Here is a 17,930-nt window from a genome sequence, read left to right as displayed (position 1 = left end):
AGCCTTCGTGACCACACCAGCGACGAGGAGCCACCGTGACGAAGTGGGCAGGCCGGACCGCCATCGAGATAGCCGAGGCGGTGCGCCGCAAGGAGGTCACGCCCCGAGAGGTGGTCGCCGACCACCTGGCCCGCATCGCCGAAGTGAACAACCGCGTCGGGGCGTTCCGCGTGGTGCGCGCCGCCGCCGCGCTCGCGGAGGCGGACGCGGTGGGCAGCCGTACGGATCTGGGCCAACTGCCGCTCGCGGGCGTGCCGGTGGCCATCAAGGACAACCTGCCGGTCCGGGGCGAGAGCACCCGGAACGGCTCCGCGGCCACCCCCACGGCCCCGGCCACCGCCGACCATGTCACGGTGGCCCGGCTGCGGGCGGCCGGCGCGGTGGTGGTGGGACTCACCCATGTGCCCGAGCTGTGTGTCTTCGGCACGACGGACGGGGTGCACGGCATCGCCCGCAACCCCTGGGACCCGACGCGCACGGCGGGCGGCTCGTCCGGGGGCAGCGCGGCAGCGGTGGCGGCCGCGCTGGTGCCCATCGCGCTCGGCAACGACGGCATGGGCTCGCTGCGCATACCCGCCGCGCACTGCGGTCTCGTCGGCCTCAAGCCGGGCACCGGGCGCATACCCGTCGAGCTCGGCGGCGGCTGGTTCGGGATGTCGGAGCACGGCCCGCTCGCGACGACCACCGCGGACGCGCGGCTGATGTTCTCGGTGCTCGCCGATGAGCCCGTCGGCGCCTACGGGCCGGACGGCCCGTCGGGCGGCTCCCCCGGCAGGCTCCACATCGCCTTCTCCACCCGCAGCCCGATCGCGGGGATCCGCGTCGGCGCCGCCCATGCGGCGCTCGCCCGCCGGGCCGCCCGCACCCTCTCCGGCGCGGGCCATCACGTGGCGACCGCCCATCCGCCCTACCCGCTGTCCTTCGGGACGACCGTCCTCGCCCGCTGGACCGGAGGCACCGCGCAGGACGCCGAGGGGCTCGATCCGCGCCTGCTCGCCCCCCGCACCCGGCGCCACGTCCAGGTGGGGCGGCTGGCCGGGCGGCTCGGCATGCTGCGCACGGACCACCGCGCGGCACTGAACGAACGGCTGGAGCCGTTCTTCGAGAAGTACGACGTGCTGCTCACCCCGGCGCTGGCCAGGCCGGGCCCGGCCGCCGACGCCTGGCACGAGCGCGGCTGGGTGGCCAACATGCTGGTGAACACCGCCTGCTCCCCCATGACCCCGCCGTGGAACCTCTCGGGCCGCCCCGCTCTCGCCGTGCCGTTCGGCTCGCTGCCGTCGGGGCTCCCGGGTTCCGTCCAGCTCGTCGGGCGGCCGGGCTCGGAGCATCAACTGCTCGATGTGGCGGCACAGTTGGAGGAGCTCCAGCCGTGGCGGCGCACCGCCCCCTTGGAGGCGGCCGGGCAGCACCCCTAGATGAACCTTCAACAGACCTACGGGCAAGGGGAGTTGGCGCATCCCGAGATGACCGTGACCCGGCGGGCATGGCATGATCATCTTCACGTTACCTGTCGGTAATGGCCACTCCCCCAACCTGAAGGTCACACCTACGTGCGCACGCTCACCAGACGCCTCCTGCTCCCCGGCCTGACCGCGCTCGCGCTGGCCGGCACGGGCTGCTCGGCGCCCGCCCACACCATGGCGGCCGGGCCGGAAAGCGCCGCCACTCCCTCGTCGTCGGCCGACGGGGACCAGCAGCTCGAAGTGAACGCCGCCCCGCGGCCGTCGGCCGAGCCGACCCCGCTGGCCCGGACCCGTAGCGGCAAGGGGCAGCCGGAGAAGTCCTCGCTCAAGGTCGCCTCGTACGACAGGGCGAGCGGACGCGCCGTCATATCCACCGCCCCGCCCAGCCACACGCCCGGGCCGAGCCACTCCCCCGCGCCGGGCAAGCCCGTCGACCAGCCCGTCGCGGCGGGCGACGTCATCGCCAGCGCGCCCGCGCCGGGCGCGCCCGACGGACTGCTCGCGAAGGTCACCGAGGTCGTCGGCAGGACCGACCGCGGCACCGAGGTGAAGACCGCCTCCACCACGCTGGCCTCCGTCCTCAAGGACGACAGGGCCGACGGCAAGGTGCCCGTCGACCCCGCGTCGGTCAGCGTGGTGCCCCTGATGAAGGGCGTCACGTTCTCGTGGGCCAAGTCGCGGGGCGTACGGTTCGGGCCGCGGGGGGCCGAGCTGCCCCTCGGCAATCTGCGCCTCGATGTGAACGCCGGGATCGACACCGCCGAGGACGCCCCCGCGTCGGCCGCGGCGTCGGTCTCCGGCTTCGTCCAGCTCGCCCCGCAGGTGGAGTTCGCGTACGACGGCGGCAAGGCCGGCGGGCCCGGGCCGAGTTCGGCCTTCCTCGGCATGAGCGGTGACTGGTCCTCGCGGTGGGCGCTCAAGGGCCGCGCCGCCGCGAGCACGGGCACGCCCCGGCGGATCCCGTTCGCGAAGCTGCACAGCGCCCCGGTCATCCAGGTGGGCCCGGTGCCCGTCGTCGTCAGCCTCGACCTCACGTGTTACGTACAGGTGGAGGCCGACGGCCGGGTCACCCTCGACGTCCAGCAGGACGTCAAGGGTGACTTCCGGGTGGGCGGCAGCTACGCGGCGGGCAAGGGCTGGGACCCGGTCAGCACGGCGGCCGTACACAGCACCCCGGTGAACGCGAGCGTCACGGCCGCCGGGACCGTCAAGAGCGCGCTCGGCGCCGAGGCCTCCGTCGGCCTGTACGGGGCCGTCGGCGTCACCGCGGACTTCGCCCCGTACCTGCGCGGCGAGGCCGACGCCAAGGCCGCCGCGGCCGCCGACGGCAAGGCGTCGGCGCATGCGTCCTGGGCGGTGCACGGCGGCTTCGACCTCGACGGTCGGCTCGACTTCCACCTGTCCCTGTTCGGCACCCCGGTGATCGAGCACCGCATTCCGCTGGGCGCGCTCCACCGCGAGTGGGCCCTCGCCAAGGGGCAGGCGGCCGGGTAGCCGTCAGGCGGGGCGCACGCCGGTGTGGACCGTGGTGGCGGACAGCAGGAAGGCGTCGGCCCGGCGCAGGATGCCGTCCGGGGACTCCCGGTCGAGCAGCAGGTCGAGGGTCTTGATGTCCGCCGCGTCCAGGGACTCGCTCATCGTCTCCCGAAGGCGCGTCAGCTGCGTGTGCAGGAAGGCGCGGGCCGGCTCGCCCAGGGGCGCCGGCAGATCGAGAAGCAGGGTGAAGCTCGCGACCCGGGTGAGCCCGGCACGGCGGAACATCGCGGGCCAGTCCTCCACCACACTGGCGCTGCCGGGCAGTTCGGCCCGCATGACCTCGAACCAGTACTCCTGGGCGGCGTCGAGCCGGGCCTGAAGTCCGGGCCTGCCGGTGCCGATGTCGCGGGGAAGGAAGCGCGTCGGCAGTCCGCCCTCCGCCACCGCGAGCAGCCCGCCGGGGTTCAGCGCCCGGGCGAGCGCGTCGAGGACGCCCTGCTGATCGCCGATGTGGTGCACGGCCTTGCTGCTCCAGATCAGGTCGGCCGCGCCGAGTTCGTCAAGACCCTCGGGGAGTTCGGCGTGCAGTACGCCGACGCGCTCCCCCACCCCGAGCCGCTCGGCGCGGCCCTTGGTGTGGGTGAGCAGTGCGGGCGCGCCGTCCATCGCGACCGTCTCGGCGGCCGCGAAGGTGTCGGCGAGCACGCAGGTCATCACGCCCGGCCCGCTGCCGATGTCGAGGACCCGCCGGACCTCGTGCTCCGGTCCGAGCAGCTCGCCCAGGCGCGCCGCCGTCCGGCGCAGGACCGGAAGCTGGAGTTCGCCGCTGTTCTCCAGGTGGGCGGCCATGGCCTCCCAGTCGAGGTCACCGTGCTGGTGGCCGTGGCCGTGTGCGTGTGCTTGTCCGGAATCGTGGTGTGCGCTCATGCGGAGGAGCCTGCTCCCGCCGGACGGGCACGGCAACTTTCGTTGCTGATTCCGGGACGGGGGTGCTGGGCGGCCGCTGCCCACAGGGCCGGCACCCGGCGCGCTCCAGCACACCGGTTCCGCGCCAACTCGCCACCCCCGTACGGCGTTTGCCCCGCGCGGCCGTTGGCTAGGGTGCCGTGATGGACACCATCGACGCACACGAATCCGCGCTCGGCCTGATCGGCGGCACTCCGCTGGTCAGGCTGCGCACCGAGGGCACCGCCGCCGTCTACGCCAAGCTGGAGTACCTGAGCATCGGGGGCAGCGCCAAGGACCGGATCGGTCTGCGCATGATCGAGCAGGCGGAGAAGGACGGACAGCTGCGGCCCGGCGGAACCGTCGTCGAAGCCACCTCCGGCAACACCGGCATCGGGCTCGCGCTGGTGGCGGCGGAGAAGGGGTACCGGGCCGTCGTGGTGGTGTCGGACCGGGCCAGCGAGGAGAAGGTGAACACCCTGCGGGCCCTCGGCGCCGAGGTGGTGATCAAACCGGGCGGCCTGCCGCGCCAGCACCCCGACCACCCGATGAGCTTCGCGACCCACCTCGCCGGGACGACGCCGGGAGGCTGGCTCGCCAACCAGTACGACAACCCGGCCAACCCCGAGGCCCACTACCTCACGACCGGCCCGGAGATCTGGCGGCAGACCCGGGGGCGGGTCACCCACCTGGTGTCCTGCGTCGGGACGGGCGGCACGATCAGCGGTGCCGGCCGCTACCTCAAGGAGGTCAGCGAGGGGGCCGTCCAGGTGATCGGCGCGGACCCCGCCTCGTCCGTGTACTCCGGGGGCGACGGGCGCCCCTACTTCATCGAGGCGGCCGGGCACTTCCTGCACCCGGACACCGAACACGACGTATGGCCCACGTCCTACCACCCCGGCGTCGTCGACCGGATCGTGCCCGTCGCCGACCGGCACGCACTGCACACCCTGCGCCAACTCGCCCGCGAACAGGGCCTGTTGGCGGGCGGATCGTCCGGTACCGCACTGGCCGCGGCCCACCGGGTGGCCGCGGAGGCCGGCGCGGACGCCGTCGTGGTCGTGATCCTTCCGGACTCCGGACGCCAGTATCTGTCCAAGTACTTCAACGACGCCTGGATGCTGCGCCTCGGCTTCCTCGACGGGGACGCGGGCGCCGCCCGGGTCGCCGACGCCGCCCCTCAGGACGGCGGCATCTCACCGCTGCCCTACCTCAACACCCACACCCCGGTCGGCGAGGCCCTGAAGGTGCTCCGCGCCAGGAAGCTCGCCGGGGTCGAACCCGTCCTTCCGGCCGGCCCCTGCCCGGCGGGCCCGAACCGGCGGCCCACCGCACCCGAACTCACCGGCTCGGTGACCCTGGCCGGGCTCGAAGCCGCCCTCCAGGACGGCGGCGCGGCCCCCGGGGACCCCCTGTCGCAGCACCTCGAACCTCCGCTCCCCCAGTTCGGCTACGGCGAGCCCGCCCACGAGGCGCTCGACACACTGACCGGGCATCCCCGGGACACGGCGGTCGTGCTGCGCGACGGCTGCGCCGAGGCCCTGATCACTTCAGCCGGCCTGGCCGCTCTGCCGCCCACCGATCGCTGAGCTTCCCGTCGCCGAGCTCGCTCTGCGAGGCGCGTGCCGCCGCCATGTGCAGCGTGCGCAGGGCGAGCAGGAGCACGCCGATGTCGTCCAGGTAGATCGGGTCCGGCAGGAGGTCCACGGGACTGAGGACATAGAGGAGCGCGCCCCACCAGGCCGCCTTGTGGGTCAGGGGGATCCCGGCGTCCTGGAGGATCTTGCGCGCCTTGATCAGCCGAATGGTCAGGACGACCGTGACCACGGCGGTCGCCAGGAGCGCGAGGGCCGCGAGGACCAGGCCGACTTTCACTTCGGTGCTCATCGAGCCGCCTTCCGTCGGTCGGTGGCGGCGATGCTACTGAAGCCGGCTCTCGGGGGCCTCGGACTCGCTCTCGTCCGGGAGGTGCACATCGCTGACGGCGATGTTGACCTCGACGACCTCCAGCTCCGTCATCCGTTCCACCGCCCCGATGACATTGAGGCGGATCTCGGCGGCCACCTCGGTGATGCTCACTCCGTACTCGACGACGATCTCCAGGTCGATGGCCGTCTGGCGTTCGCCGACCTCGACCTTCACACCCCGGGTCACGGAGGAGCGGCCCGGCCGTATCGCGCCGAGCGTACGGGCCAGGCCACCGCCCAGGGCGTTGACGCCGGGCACCTCGCGGGCGGCCAGTGCCGCGATCTTCTCGACGACGCCGCCCGCGATGGTGGTCCGCCCACGGGTCGCGGGGGGCTGCCCGACGCCGCTCTTGGCCGGCTCGAGGACCGTGCTGTCCTTGGCCGTGCGGAACTCGTCCGACTCGGGTTTCCGCAGGGTCTGGCCGATCGGCTCCGTCATGCGAAGCCACCTCCTCGGAGAGTGCTGTGGCGGCCCGGGCGGCCGCCCCTTCACTCCTTCCGGGTACCGTGCCCCGGGCGGTTCATGCGGATATCGGGGCACTCACCCGCGGCGGCCTTCGCGCCCCCGCGGGTGTGCGCGTCAGCAGCCGGGCGCGCCCTTGCCGCCGCGCTGCGGCAGGCTGAGGTTGGGGGCGCCGTCCGGCCAGGTCAGGGCGACCGTCTTGGCCTTGCCGTCGGAGCCGAGCTGAACCACCGGGGTGGGCTTGCCCGCAGGGGTGCCGTCGCTGCTGAACGACAGCCAGCCACTGGCCCCGGGCAGCATCTGCGCGCAGTAGAACTGGTGCAGGATGCCGGTCTCCAGACCCGGGTTCTTCAGGCCGACCGCGTCGCGCCGCCCGGCGCTGATCGCCGCGACGGCCGCGTCATGGGTGAGCATCGCCTGGCCGCTGGCCAGGTCGACGGGGTCGAAGGAGAGGGTCGCCACGTCCTGGTCGGCGGTCAGCGGCTGGCCGGTGCAGGGGTCGGGGCGGCCGGTGAACGCGGTCCAGAACTGGTCGTAGTTGTGCTTGGCGTCGGAGCCTGGGCACTGGGTGCCCCACTCGTCGGGGCTGGCCAGCGCGGTGTAGGCGACGGTGACCCGGCCGGACGCGATGCCGTTCAGGACGCCCTTGTCGCGGATGGACTCCGAGGCGTCGTCACCGGCGAGGATGTGCAGCTGCGCGATGCCGCAGGGCGCGCCCTGCACCCAGTTCTCCACGAACGCCCCGAGGTCGCGGCCCCGGCCCGCGAAGTACACGACGGAGGGCGCGGCCTGGCACAGGTTGGCGTGCATGAGGTTGAACTGCTGCACCAGATAGGCCTGACGGCCCGACCCGGCGGGCAGATCGACGGGCGATGTGTACGGGAGCACGGTCACGGTGCGGCCCTGCGCCTTGAACTTGGCCTTGGCGTCCTCGGCGAGCGTCTGGGTGTAGTCGTCGCCCGTGACGCTGTCCGCGACGACCGCGAGCGAGGTCACCGCGGGCCGCAGTCCCGACACGTACTGGTTGGCCGCGGTCACCGAGTCCGAGTTCGTCGGCGAGACGCGGAACATGTCGACGATCTGCTTCTTGCCGGTGGGGTCGGACGGGTCCAGGTTCATCGAGTTGCCCGTCACCGTGGAACCGATGACGGGGATGTGCAGCTGCGCGGAGATAGCGGCGGCCGCGCGCCGGGTCTGGTCGGTGGACTGGCCGAGCCCGACGACCGCCGAGACGTGCTCGGAGCTCGCCTTCGCCTTCAGCTGGGCGACGGTCTGCTCCCACGAGCCGTACTGGCTGCCCATGTTGGCGAGGTACAGCTTGATGGCGGGCGTACTGCCGTACGCGGCCGTGTTGTTGGCCCGCCAGACGGCGGTCAGGGCGCCTTCGATGTTGGGGTAGAGGGAGTCGTAGGTCAGGGTGTCGACATCGGAGATCGGTGAGAGGTCCAGCATCAGGACGATGCTGGTGTAGGGGCCCTTCACCGAGTCGTTGGCCGACTTGACCATGTGCTCCAACTCCCGCATGCGGGGCGGCTCGTGGTCGGTGAAGGGCCCGCTGTCGATGTTCACGCCGGCGCAGGCCAACGGGGTGCCCGTGGCGGTCAGGCCGGCGCCGCAGGTCAGCGAGGGCGGGAAGAGCTTGCCGTATCCCCAGCGGCCGCCGAACACGAGCCCGGCGAGGATCACGAGCGCCGCGAGGGCCGACAGCACGGGGTGGCGGCGCAGCCGGCCGAAGCGGGGGTTGCCTACAGCGGGTGGCATGGACACTCCTTGCGGTGCGGTCGGCGGACGCGGGCCTGCCGCGTCCGCCGCGGGGCTAGGCGAAGGCGGCCGCCGCCTGCTGGAGCGGACTGACGTCCAGCAGACGGGAGTTGTGCGCGAGGCGGGTGAAGCATTCCTGGATCTCGCCGTCCCAGCGCCGGGTGTGCTCGGTCAGCGGGTCGTTGTACAGCCACAAGAGGGCGAGCAGTTTCGCGGTGGCCACCGCGAACACCGTCTGCCCCGCGCTCTCGACCCCGCCGAGCAGGCCGGCGTACGCCTCCTGGGGCGACTGCTCGTACAGCAGCCGGCAGGGCGCCGACGACAGGTAGTCGAGGAGCCGGATCCAGGCGCGGTGGTCCTCGTCGAAGCGGTCGGCGAGGGCGGCGGCGACCGGTTCGAAGCGGCCCAGGGCCAGGTCGTGGAAGAGCCCGCGCTCCACGGCCGCCGCGTCGCCGCCGAGGGCCGCCGGTGTGGCCAGGGAGAAGGACTGCTCGGCGAACACCTCGTGCCACAGGGTGGGTTCGGCGGGCTGGGTGCGGCGCGCGGTGTTCAGGGCGGTGAGCGCGGAGCGGGCGAGCCAGGGGTGCAGTGTGGCGGGCGCGTCGGCGTCGCCCCAGCCGATCTGGCGGATGCGCGACGGCCGGTGGGTGAAGGTGCTCACCCACAGGTGGCGGCGCAACAGCTCGAGGCTGCGCGGGAGTTCCGTGGAGTCGGCCGGCAGGCGTGGGTCGTGCGCGGTGCGCACGTCCGAGAGGTAGGCGGCCGCGAGGACGATCGCGGGGGCGGTGCTCCAGTTGGTGCCGGGGACGGGCAGCCCTTCGGGCAGGCTGGTCTCCAGGGCGTGCGACCACAGCGGTGTGCCGTCCTCGTCGGCGGGGTCGAGCAGGGAAACGGCGGGGCCGTGCGGGCCGGGGTGGACGCCGAACGGCTCCTCCAGGACGGCGGAGACGGCGCCCCGGTGGCCCCCGGTCAGACGGTGTACGACGGATGCGGGCAGCGGCCGGGCGGGCGACGGGTCGGAGCGGTCCATCGAGTAGCCGACCTGCTCCTCGGTCATCGGATCGAGCCACACCGGGTACCACCAGGCGGCCGCGGGTCCGCGTTCGACGCCGACGGCCGCGTCGTTCTCACTGGCCCACAGGGTGCGGGTGGCGCGGGAGAGCAGCGGGACGCGGCGCTGCGGCGTGGCGGCCAGCGGGGTCGAGCGCCAGGGCTCGCACCACCAGGACGTCCACTCCGACTGCCACTGCGCGCAGGCGGACAGGACGAGCAGGGGGTCGGCGGCGCCCGTTCCGTCCAGGTCGGACAGCTGGTTGCGGGCGCGGGCACCGGCGAGTTCGGTCAGGAAGCGGCGCCCTGACGGGGTCTGCGCCCCGTCGACCAGGAGCACCCACGCGTGGTCGTGCCGGTCGCGGCGGGCGCCGTGTGCGGGCAGCGCACAGGAGCAGGCGGAGCGTATGGGCGGGTGCCGTTCGGCCTGGTCCTTGACGTCGGCGAGGAACGCCGCCATCAGGGGGCCGACGGCGGCGGACCGGGAGGTGGAGCTCAGCCGGATCAGCGCGTCGATGGAGCGGGCGGACTCGGCCTCGGGAACGCTGATGTGCCAGCGCAGCGCGTCCCGTACGCCCCAGCGGGCGGCGCTCTGGAACAGCGAGCCGATGACGGGCTTGGCCTGTTCGCGGACCGCGGCGACCACCTCGCGCGCGGGCCCGGACACCAGGGGGCTCAACACGCCCTGGGTGACGACGTCCATGGCGCCCGCAGCGGCGCCTTCCAGATTCGTGGCGATCCTGCCGCCCCGGGTGCTGCGGACGTACTGCTGGATGAGTTCGCGGATCTGCGTGGTGGCCCGGCCGCGGTCGGCGTCCAGGTTCTCGTTGAGGGCGAGCAGGCCGAGCCCGAAGCGGTGGAACACCGGGCCCCGGCGCAGGTTGTCCCAGCCGCGCATCATCTGGAACGCGGCCAGCGCGGCCGCGGAGACCGGGTCGACCGGGTTCTCCTCGAAGTCGAGCCCCGCGTGGATCACCGTGCCGCCGCACGCCCTCGACACGGCCCTCAGCAGGTCGGTCTTGCCCGACTGCCTCGGGCCCAACAGCGCGACGATCGGCTGCCGTTGACCCGGATACCGCCACAACATGTGCCGCAGGAACGCATCCGCGCCCTCTGCCACGTCAAGATCCCCCACCGCACTCACCGTCCCCCGGAACCGACCTGCCAAAGGCGCACCTTCGGCATCGATTGACACGGAAGGTAACACTGGAGGGACAGGTTGCGACGGGTGTTCCACCACATCGGCCGGCCGGATGGGCGGGCGTGGGGCAGTTGAGTGGATTCGGCATGCGGAGGCGGCCCATCTCCCTTGTGGGGACGCCCAGTTGTGGCGGTCAGTCGGTCGGCAGGGAGGTGACCGGAGCCGTCCTGAGGTGGGCCGCGCCCGAGCGGACCGCCCAGACGAAGACACCGAGCGCGAGGACTCCCACCGCTACGGAGTCGTACGGGGCCGGCAGCCGGCCCGAGCCGCCGAACGTGCCGAGCCAGGACAGCAGGGTCAGCGCGGCCAGGTGGAAGACGAGCCACGCGCCGTGGCGCAGTTCGACGCGGGTGGACCGGCCCTCGGCGTCGCGCCGCAGCATCAGGAACAGGGGGACGCCCGCGAGCACCAGCGGCAGGGCGAGCCGCAGATGGTGCCAGCCCGACCAGAAGACGAACTCGCTGGCCACCACGAAACTGATCGGCGCGATCCAGTTCACTCCGGCGACCTGGCCGTCCGCGGGCGGAAGCCCCTGGTCCCGGTCGTGGGCGCGGAACGCGGCGGCGGCGACGGCCGAGGCCGCGTACACGATGAGGTACATGTCGCCCATCACGCTCACGATGTCCTGCCAGCCGCCGAACGGCAGCATGAAGACGATGATGACGAGGAGGTTCAGCACCAGGGCCCGGCGCGCCGTGCCGGAGCCGGGGTCGATCCGCATGAAGTAGCGGGGCAGCAGCCCGTTCTTGGAGAGGGCGTAGGTGTGCCGGGCGTCGATGGCGACCCCGACGTAGGCCGAACCGCCGGGTGAGACCACCGCGTCCGCGTACAGCAGGGTGGCGAGCCAGTGCAGGTTGAGCACGAGGGCGAGCTGGCCGAAGGGCGATTCGAAGTTCACGCCGTGCCAGCCGTGGCCGAGCAGCGAGTCGGGCACGGTGAACAGGAAGGCGAGCTGCAGCCCGAGGTAGACGAGCACCGCGAGCCCGATGCCGGTGAGCACGGCGAGCGGCACGGTGCGGCGGGGGTTGCGGGCCTCGCCGGAGAAGTCGAGGGGTGCCTGGAAGCCGTTGACGGAGTACACGATCCCGCCTCCGGCGAGCGCGGTCAGACAGGCCGCGTAGCCGTACGGTGCGAAGCCGCCGTGGTCGGTGAGGCGGCCGGAGTGCGTCCCGGACAGGAACAGGGCGACCACGGTGAGGACCGGGATGAGGACCTTGAACAGGGACACCAGGTTGTTGAGGCGGGCGAAGGCGCGCACCGCGAACCAGTTGAGCGCGGTCAGGAGCACGCTCAGACCGGTCGCCACGGCGAGGCCCGCGCCGGTGAGGCGGCCGTGGTCGTAGAGCCCGGGCAGATAGTGCGCCGCGTACTGCATGATCGCGCTGATCTCCGCCGCGGTGCCGCCGACCGACAGCAGTACCGACCATCCGACGACCGTGCCGACCAGGCGCCCGCTGGCGTACAGCGGCCAGCGCACGGTGCCGCCGCCTTCGGGGCGGGTGGCTCCGAGCTCCACCATCACCAGCGCCACGAGGGCACACAGCACGCCGGCCCCGACCCAGGAGAGGAGGGCCGCGGGGCCCGCCGTCTGGGCGGCGAACATCGCGGCGAACAGCCAGCCCGAGCCGAGGATGTTGGAGAACCCGATCGCGGTCAGGCTCCAGAAGCCGAGTTCCTTGCGGAGCCGCCGCTCCTCGCCGAGCACCGTCAGGATCCCGGGGTCCTCCCCCGCCTCGATCGGCCGCACGCGCACCCGCCTCCTTGCATGACTCGGGACACAAGAGTGCCCAGCGTGTCACGCCCCGCGCCTCGCGTCCCCGAGGAGGGCGACAAGTCCCGGCGGGTTTCGCGCGGGTCCTACCAGGTCTCGACGGCGAAGGTGACGCCCGCGGTGTCGGTCTGCAGGCTCAGCTTCACATCGCCGCTGGTGATGTTCACGTCGACCGTGCCGCTCGCCGCCTCGACCCGCACGTCCTCGATGTCGCGCCACCCGGTGCCGTTGTGGAGGGCGACGCGGACCGAGCCGACCGCCGGGACGTCGGTGATCTGGTCCATGCCGAGGTGCAGCCGGCGGTTGAAGCCGGCCCAGGCGGTGCCGTGCGGCAGCAGGACGACGGTGGGCTGAGCGCCCGGGTCGACGCGGCCGGTGATCCATTGGGGCATGTCGGTCTCCTGAGGCGGTGAGGGCTGGAACGAGAGGGCCCAGCCGCGCAGTTCACTCGTGCTGGCGAGGCGGCAGTAGTCGCGGTCGAGGCCGTTGGACTCGCCGTACTGGTGGAACAGCCAGTTCGCCTGGATCCCGGGGTCCCCGGCCGCGCGCCCGGCCGTGGCGATCCACAGGAAGTCGGCGTAGTAGCCGTCCTGGTCGACGTTCCACCAGTAGTCGAGGTTGGCGTACATGCCGACGGGGTTGTGCGGAAGGCGGCTCTTGGCGTACCTCAACCAGGCGTCCTTGTAGGCGCGTTGGGTCGACTTGGCGACGCGGGAGTTCGCCGCGTCGTAGCCCTCCCAGTCGAGGATGACGACATCGCCGGGCTGCCAGTCGACCCGGTCGATGAAGTAATCGGCCTCGGCCCGGGCGCTGTTGGCCATGTTGGGGTAGTGGTATCCGCCCCACACGAGGCCGTTGGCCTTCGCGTGGTCGCGCTGGGACACCCAGTTCGGGTTGATGTAGGAGAGTCCTTCGGTGACCTTGACGAAGGCGAAGGACAGGCCGCTCGTATCCGGTGTCGACGACTGGTACGACGCCCAGTCCTGCCCGTAGATCCCCATCGGGGGTCCTTCCGCGAGGTGGCGGAACCGACTGTTCCTACCTGTTGCTTGCCCGCGTCGGGGCGGCCCGACTCCCGAACGGGCGTGTCATGCACGTGTCTTCGGTGGGCAGCGCGAAGGGCCGCCGACGGTGTCGGCGGCCCTTCGGCAAGCGGGTGTTGCTGGTGCTACCGGGTGGCGGTCCTGCGGTTCCTGCGGCGGTGCAGGGCGAGGGCGATGCCCGCCCCGCCGACCGCGAGCGCACCCGCGGTGATCCCCGCCGGAAGCAGCGTCGAGGAGGAGCCCGACTCGGCGAGGGCCGCACCGGCGGCCCGGGTCACCGGGGTGTTCCCGGCACTGCCCGCGGCGGCCGTCGCCCCGGGGCCCTCGGCGGGCGGCGCCGGGTGCTCGGGGATGTCCCGCACGGACTTGACCGATCCGTCGGCGTTGAGCAGGACCTGCTTGCCGTTGGGGTGCTTGAAGTCGAAGGCCTCGGTCAGCGAGCCCGCGCGGGCGTCGAAGGAGGCGTCACCGATGCGTCCGGTGCGCCAGTTGTCCTCGATGAAGCGGGTGATGGACGCCTGCTCGGTCCGGGTGTGGTCGACCGAATTGACCTTGCTGTACGGGGAGATGACGAGCAGCGGCTGACGGGTGCCGGGGCCGCAGCGGTCGGAGTAGCCGCCGGCGGCCGCGGGCCCGGCCTGGCAGGCGGGGCTGTCGGGGGCCCTGCCGTCGGAGCCGGGCTTGGTGTCCTTGGAGCCGTTCTGCGGCTTGGCGTAGGCGTGGTCGTACCAGCCGTCGGAGTCGTCGTAGGCGACGACGACCGCGGTGTCCTTCCACTGCGGGGACTGCTGGATCTTGTTGATCCGCTGGACGAGGTAGTGCTGTTCGTCGAGGGGGTCGGAATAGCCGGCATGGCCGTCCTGGTACTGCGGGGCCTTCAGGAAGCTCACGGCGGGGAGGTTGCCGGCCTTGAGCGCGGCGTCGAAGTCGGTGAGGTCGTAGTTGTGGTTGGCCTGCCCGTCGTGGCCGATCTCGGCGGTGTTCTCCGGCGGCAGGTGGTGCGGGTTGGACGTCGACGCGTAGTACTGGAACGGCGCGTGGTGCGGGCTGTAGTCGATGGCCGCGGCGCCGCCCACGTTGGTGTGGGTGGTGCCCGAGCACTTGGCGTAGTGCCCCTGCTCGCCGTCCCAGGCGGTGCTGGGCCGGAAGCCGCCCTGGAACCAGCCCCAGGTCACCTTCTGCCGGTTGAGCAGGTCGCCGATGTTGCGGCCCTTCAGTGCGGCAAGCGGGCTGGTGCTGGTGTGGTCCTTGCCCGAGCAGTCGTCGTACGCCGGTTCCGGGTCGTTGACGAGGGTGCCGACGCCGTCCGCGTCGGGCGAGACCACGGCGTACGGGTCGGGCGTGGCGGTCTGCTCGGGATGCTCGGTGCCGGACGCGGGGTCGGTGGAGATCACGCCGTGGGTCTGGGCCGAGACGAGGTTGACCGCGCCCGGTGTGGAGGGGCCGTAGGTGGTGCTGAAGGAGTTGTCCCCGAGCGAGTAGTGCTGGGCGTAGTTCCACATCGCGGTGACGGTGTTGCCGTCGTAGTAGTCCATGACCAGGCCGGGCTCGCCGAACAGGTTGCCCGAGCATTTGCCGGAGTCGGTGTTCTGCACGTACAGATCGGCTCTGCCGCCGTTGGCGGCGTACTGCTCGGGTCCGTAGCTGTGGTTCTGGTCGCAGGTCATGGCCTGCTCGGGGGTGAGCCGCTTGGGCAGGTACTGGTTGGGGTTCTTGGTCAACAGGCCCGCGTTGCGCAGGGTGTTGACGTCCTTCGGGGTCCGCCTGTCGGGGGTGAACTTCGTGCCGTCGGTGTTGGCCGCTACCGGGTAGGTGCCGAAGTAGTGGTCGAACGACACGTTCTCCTGGAAGAGCACCACGAGGTGCTTGACCGGGGTGGCCGTCTGGCCGCCGGGGCGGTCCGCCGTGTGTGCGGCGGCCGGGACCGTACCGCTCAGCAGGCCGAGTGCCGCCGCTCCGGCGAACGTCCCCCACCGTCCGGCCCTGCGTCCCCGACCCGCCGCGCTGCCTCTGCTGCCCATGCTCCGCGTGCCTCCACTGGCGCCCGGCGGACGGCCGCCTCCGTGCTGCTGTCGTTGACGAATCGCGATGCTTCGCGCGGACCACTACACCGCGACGGCGACACCGTGTCCCCATGGTGGACAAGCCGCCCGGGACATCAGGCGAAAACTTGACCCTCCGTTTGCCGAGTTCGCCCGGTCGGCGGAGGTCAGGCGAGCAGGGCGCGGCCGAACCAGTCGGCGTGGTCGCGTACTCCGGGCAGCGCGAAGAAGTAGCCGCCGCCGAACGGCTTGATGTAGTCCGCCAACGGCTCGCCCTTCAGCCGTTTCTGTACGGTCTCGAACTGGCGGGACAGGTCCTGCTGGTAGCAGCAGAAGACCAGCCCCATGTCGAGGTCGCCGTTGCTGTCCATGCCCCGGTCGTAGTTGTAGCCGCGGCGCAGGACGCGCTGGTTCTCGCTCGGCTGCCCGGACCGTGGGTTGGCGAGCCGGATGTGGCTGTCGAGCGGGATCACGTCGCCCTTGGGGTCCTCCGCGAACTTCGGTGCGTCGAACTCGGCGGAGCCGTCCAGCGGGGCGCCGGTGTCCCGGTTGCGGCCGACCATCCGCTCCTGCTCGCTGAGCGAGACCCGGTCCCAGAACTCCACCAGCATCCGGATGAGCCGCACCACCTGGTAGCTGCCGCCGGCCGTCCAGGCGGGCTCGGCGCCGCCGGGGCCCACCCAGACGAGCCGGTCCATCGCGGCCGCGTCGGCGGTGTCGGGGTTGGCGGTGCCGTCCTTGAACCCCATGTGGTTGCGGGGAGTTCCGCTGGGCCGGGGCGGGCTGGTGTAGCCGTCCATGCGCCAGCGCACCTGCATCCCGCCGCGGGTGTGCCGGGCGAGGTCGCGCAGGGCGTGCAGCACGACGTCCTGGCTGTCGGCGCACAGCCACACGCTCAGGTCGCCGTGGCACCAGGCAGGGTCGAGGTCGTCGTCGGGGAAGGCCGGCATCGTGGCGAGCCGGGCCGGCTTGCGGCCCTTGAGGCCGTACCGGTCGTCGAAGAGGGAGGCGCCGACGCCCGCCGTGACCGTCACGCCGCCCGTGGGCCCCTGCGGCCCGAGCACGCCCGAGTCGCTGGGCGGCGCGGTGATCCCGAGCGGGGCGGGCGAACCGCCGGTGGCCAGGAAGCGGGCCCGGTCCGTGAGCGTGCGCAGCAGCTCCGTGAGCTCCCCGCGGTCCACGGCGGTCACGTCGAAGGACACCAACGCCGTTGCGCGCTGCGGGGGTTGGAGGATGCCGGCCTGATGAACGCCGTGGAAGTCCAGGTGCGCGGCCGCCGGGTCCGCCGCTTCCGGCGGGGCCGGGCGCGGGATCGCGCCGGACAGGGCCGCGCCGGTGACCGCGGCGCCCACTCCGGCTGCCGCGCCCCGCAGGAAGCCCCGGCGTCGTACCTCGCTCATGTCGTCCTCCGCGCGTCACAGATCGTCGCCACCGGGGCGAGGAGTTCCACCGCCTGCCCGATGTCGCTGTTGAGCCGCTGCCGGTCCCGGCGGCCGAGCCGGTCCAGCGGTGTCCACCGCCCGTCGTGGCCGAAGCCGTCCAGGGTGTGCTGGGTGCGGTCGAGCCAGGCGTCGAGCCGGGGCAGGCCGGGATAGCGGGTGGTGAGCAACGGCCGCAGCAGCGTGAGGAGTTCGCGGGTGCCGTCGAGGTTCGCGCGCGCGGTGGCGAGGCTGGTGCCGCTGCCGTAGTCGGTGCGGCCGGTGAACTCCGACCGCGCGGTGGCCTCCAGGATCTCGTGGGCGCGCAGGCCCAGTTGCGCGGGGTCGAGCCGTTCCTGCGGCCAGCTGTCGCGCAGGGCGTGCACGGCCTGCGCGAGCCGGTCGGCGTGGACGCGCAGCGAGGCGGCCGACTCGCCGTGCCACAGCCCGTACTCGACGCGGTGGAAGCCTTCGAAGTCCTGGCCGGATGCCGCGTCGGCCGGGGCGGGCCCCGATCCGTTGATGGCCCCGTCGGCCTCGCCGAACGCGTCGTACGCGGCGCCCATGCGCTCGTAGACGAGGTGCGCGGGCAGCCACGCGGAACGTGCCGCGCCGAGGTCGCCGTCGTCCACGGCGCGCTTCAACTCATCGGTGCGCTCGGCGAGTTCGACCGTTCGCGCCGCGATCCAGCGCTGATGGGCGAGGGCCACCGGGATGAGGTCGTGCTGGGTGACGGGGACCGTGGCCGGGCCGCCGCCGGCTCGGGGGCCGGTGACCTTCACGGTGGGGCCGGTCACGGCGTCGGCGTCGTCCGGCAGACAGGTGAAGGCGTAGGAGCCCCCGCCGAGGACGACCCGCAGCTCGCGCGTCGTGCCGGGGGCGAGGCCTTCGACCTCGCCGTGGACAGCGCCGGTCGCGGGGTCCTTGAGGTCGACCTCGGCCGCCGTCGAGGACGTGTTGCGCAGTGCGAAGACCTGGGGGCCCGCCACCGCGCCGCTCCAGCCCTTGCCGCAGGCGCCGGTCGACACCTCGACGGTGGTCGGTCCTCCGGCGGCCGGGCGCTTCGCGTCCGGGCCGTCGTCGCCGAGCGAGCCGAGCGCCCAGACACCCGCGCCCACGGCGACGGCGACCACGGCCAGAGCGGCGCCGAGCCGACGGCCGCCGGTCGGCCAGGCCGCCCGCACCCGTGTCGCCGACCCGGCCTCGGGCTCGGCCGGCTCCTGAACCGGCCCCCGGTCGGGGTCGCTCATCACGGCACTCCGTTCGTGTCGGCGGCGGGGACAGCGGGAGACGGCCACCGCCCATGCTGGGCCCGCTCATGCTGGGC

At 72.8% G+C, this 17,930-nt stretch carries 13 protein-coding genes; 3 read left to right on the top strand and 10 right to left on the bottom strand.

Annotated elements, in window-relative coordinates:
• Positions 1-35: 35 nt before the first annotated feature.
• On the top strand, positions 36-1,418 hold the full coding sequence (locus ACFYZA_RS04020) for an amidase (RefSeq protein WP_388486945.1): 1,383 nt from the start codon (positions 36-38) through the stop codon (positions 1,416-1,418).
• Positions 1,419-1,553: 135 nt separating this feature from the next.
• A complete protein-coding gene (locus tag ACFYZA_RS04015) occupies positions 1,554-2,960 on the top strand; it encodes a hypothetical protein (RefSeq protein ID WP_388486942.1) in 1,407 nt (468 codons plus the stop codon).
• 3 nt (positions 2,961-2,963) lie between these two features.
• Here the strand turns inward: ACFYZA_RS04015 and ACFYZA_RS04010 are convergent, their stop codons facing one another.
• Positions 2,964-3,869 (bottom strand): class I SAM-dependent methyltransferase, encoded by a 906-nt coding sequence (locus ACFYZA_RS04010; protein ID WP_382593772.1) that lies wholly within the window; start codon positions 3,867-3,869, stop codon positions 2,964-2,966.
• Positions 3,870-4,051: 182 nt separating this feature from the next.
• Between ACFYZA_RS04010 and ACFYZA_RS04005 the strand changes: the two genes are divergently transcribed.
• The gene (locus tag ACFYZA_RS04005; RefSeq protein WP_388486940.1) at positions 4,052-5,476 is read left to right on the top strand and encodes a pyridoxal-phosphate dependent enzyme; all 1,425 of its coding nucleotides are present in this window, start codon (positions 4,052-4,054) and stop codon (positions 5,474-5,476) included.
• Here ACFYZA_RS04005 and ACFYZA_RS04000 read toward each other — a convergent pair.
• The 9 genes from ACFYZA_RS04000 to ACFYZA_RS03960 form a co-directional block, all read right to left on the bottom strand.
• On the bottom strand, positions 5,433-5,774 hold the full coding sequence (locus tag ACFYZA_RS04000) for a YkvA family protein (RefSeq protein ID WP_382593777.1): 342 nt from the start codon (positions 5,772-5,774) through the stop codon (positions 5,433-5,435). The genes ACFYZA_RS04005 and ACFYZA_RS04000 overlap by 44 nt on opposite strands.
• 33 nt (positions 5,775-5,807) lie before the next feature.
• Positions 5,808-6,293, bottom strand: a complete 486-nt coding sequence (locus tag ACFYZA_RS03995) for an Asp23/Gls24 family envelope stress response protein (RefSeq protein ID WP_388486937.1) — start codon at positions 6,291-6,293, stop codon at positions 5,808-5,810.
• Positions 6,294-6,434: 141 nt separating this feature from the next.
• The gene (locus tag ACFYZA_RS03990) at positions 6,435-8,078 is read right to left on the bottom strand and encodes an ABC transporter substrate-binding protein (protein WP_388486935.1); all 1,644 of its coding nucleotides are present in this window, start codon (positions 8,076-8,078) and stop codon (positions 6,435-6,437) included.
• 55 nt (positions 8,079-8,133) lie between these two features.
• Positions 8,134-10,248, bottom strand: a complete 2,115-nt coding sequence (locus ACFYZA_RS03985) for a hypothetical protein (protein WP_388486932.1) — start codon at positions 10,246-10,248, stop codon at positions 8,134-8,136.
• A 214-nt stretch (positions 10,249-10,462) separates the two neighbouring features.
• On the bottom strand, positions 10,463-12,067 hold the full coding sequence (locus tag ACFYZA_RS03980; RefSeq protein WP_382593909.1) for an APC family permease: 1,605 nt from the start codon (positions 12,065-12,067) through the stop codon (positions 10,463-10,465).
• Between the two features lie 119 nt (positions 12,068-12,186).
• Positions 12,187-13,101 (bottom strand): GH25 family lysozyme, encoded by a 915-nt coding sequence (locus ACFYZA_RS03975; RefSeq protein WP_388486929.1) that lies wholly within the window; start codon positions 13,099-13,101, stop codon positions 12,187-12,189.
• Between the two features lie 167 nt (positions 13,102-13,268).
• Positions 13,269-15,164 (bottom strand): phospholipase C, encoded by a 1,896-nt coding sequence (locus ACFYZA_RS03970; protein ID WP_388486926.1) that lies wholly within the window; start codon positions 15,162-15,164, stop codon positions 13,269-13,271.
• Between the two features lie 188 nt (positions 15,165-15,352).
• Positions 15,353-16,585, bottom strand: coding sequence for an iron uptake transporter deferrochelatase/peroxidase subunit (efeB, locus tag ACFYZA_RS03965; protein ID WP_388486923.1), 1,233 nt, complete (start codon positions 16,583-16,585; stop codon positions 15,353-15,355).
• Positions 16,582-17,853, bottom strand: coding sequence for an imelysin family protein (locus tag ACFYZA_RS03960; RefSeq protein WP_388486921.1), 1,272 nt, complete (start codon positions 17,851-17,853; stop codon positions 16,582-16,584). Before ACFYZA_RS03960 ends, efeB begins: the two co-directional genes overlap by 4 nt.
• Between the last annotated feature and the right edge of the window lie 77 nt (positions 17,854-17,930).

It is taken from the genome of Streptomyces sp. NPDC001828, from assembly GCF_042892175.1.
GTDB lineage: Bacteria > Actinomycetota > Actinomycetes > Streptomycetales > Streptomycetaceae > Streptomyces.
This window is presented reverse-complemented; position numbering and strand designations above follow the sequence as displayed.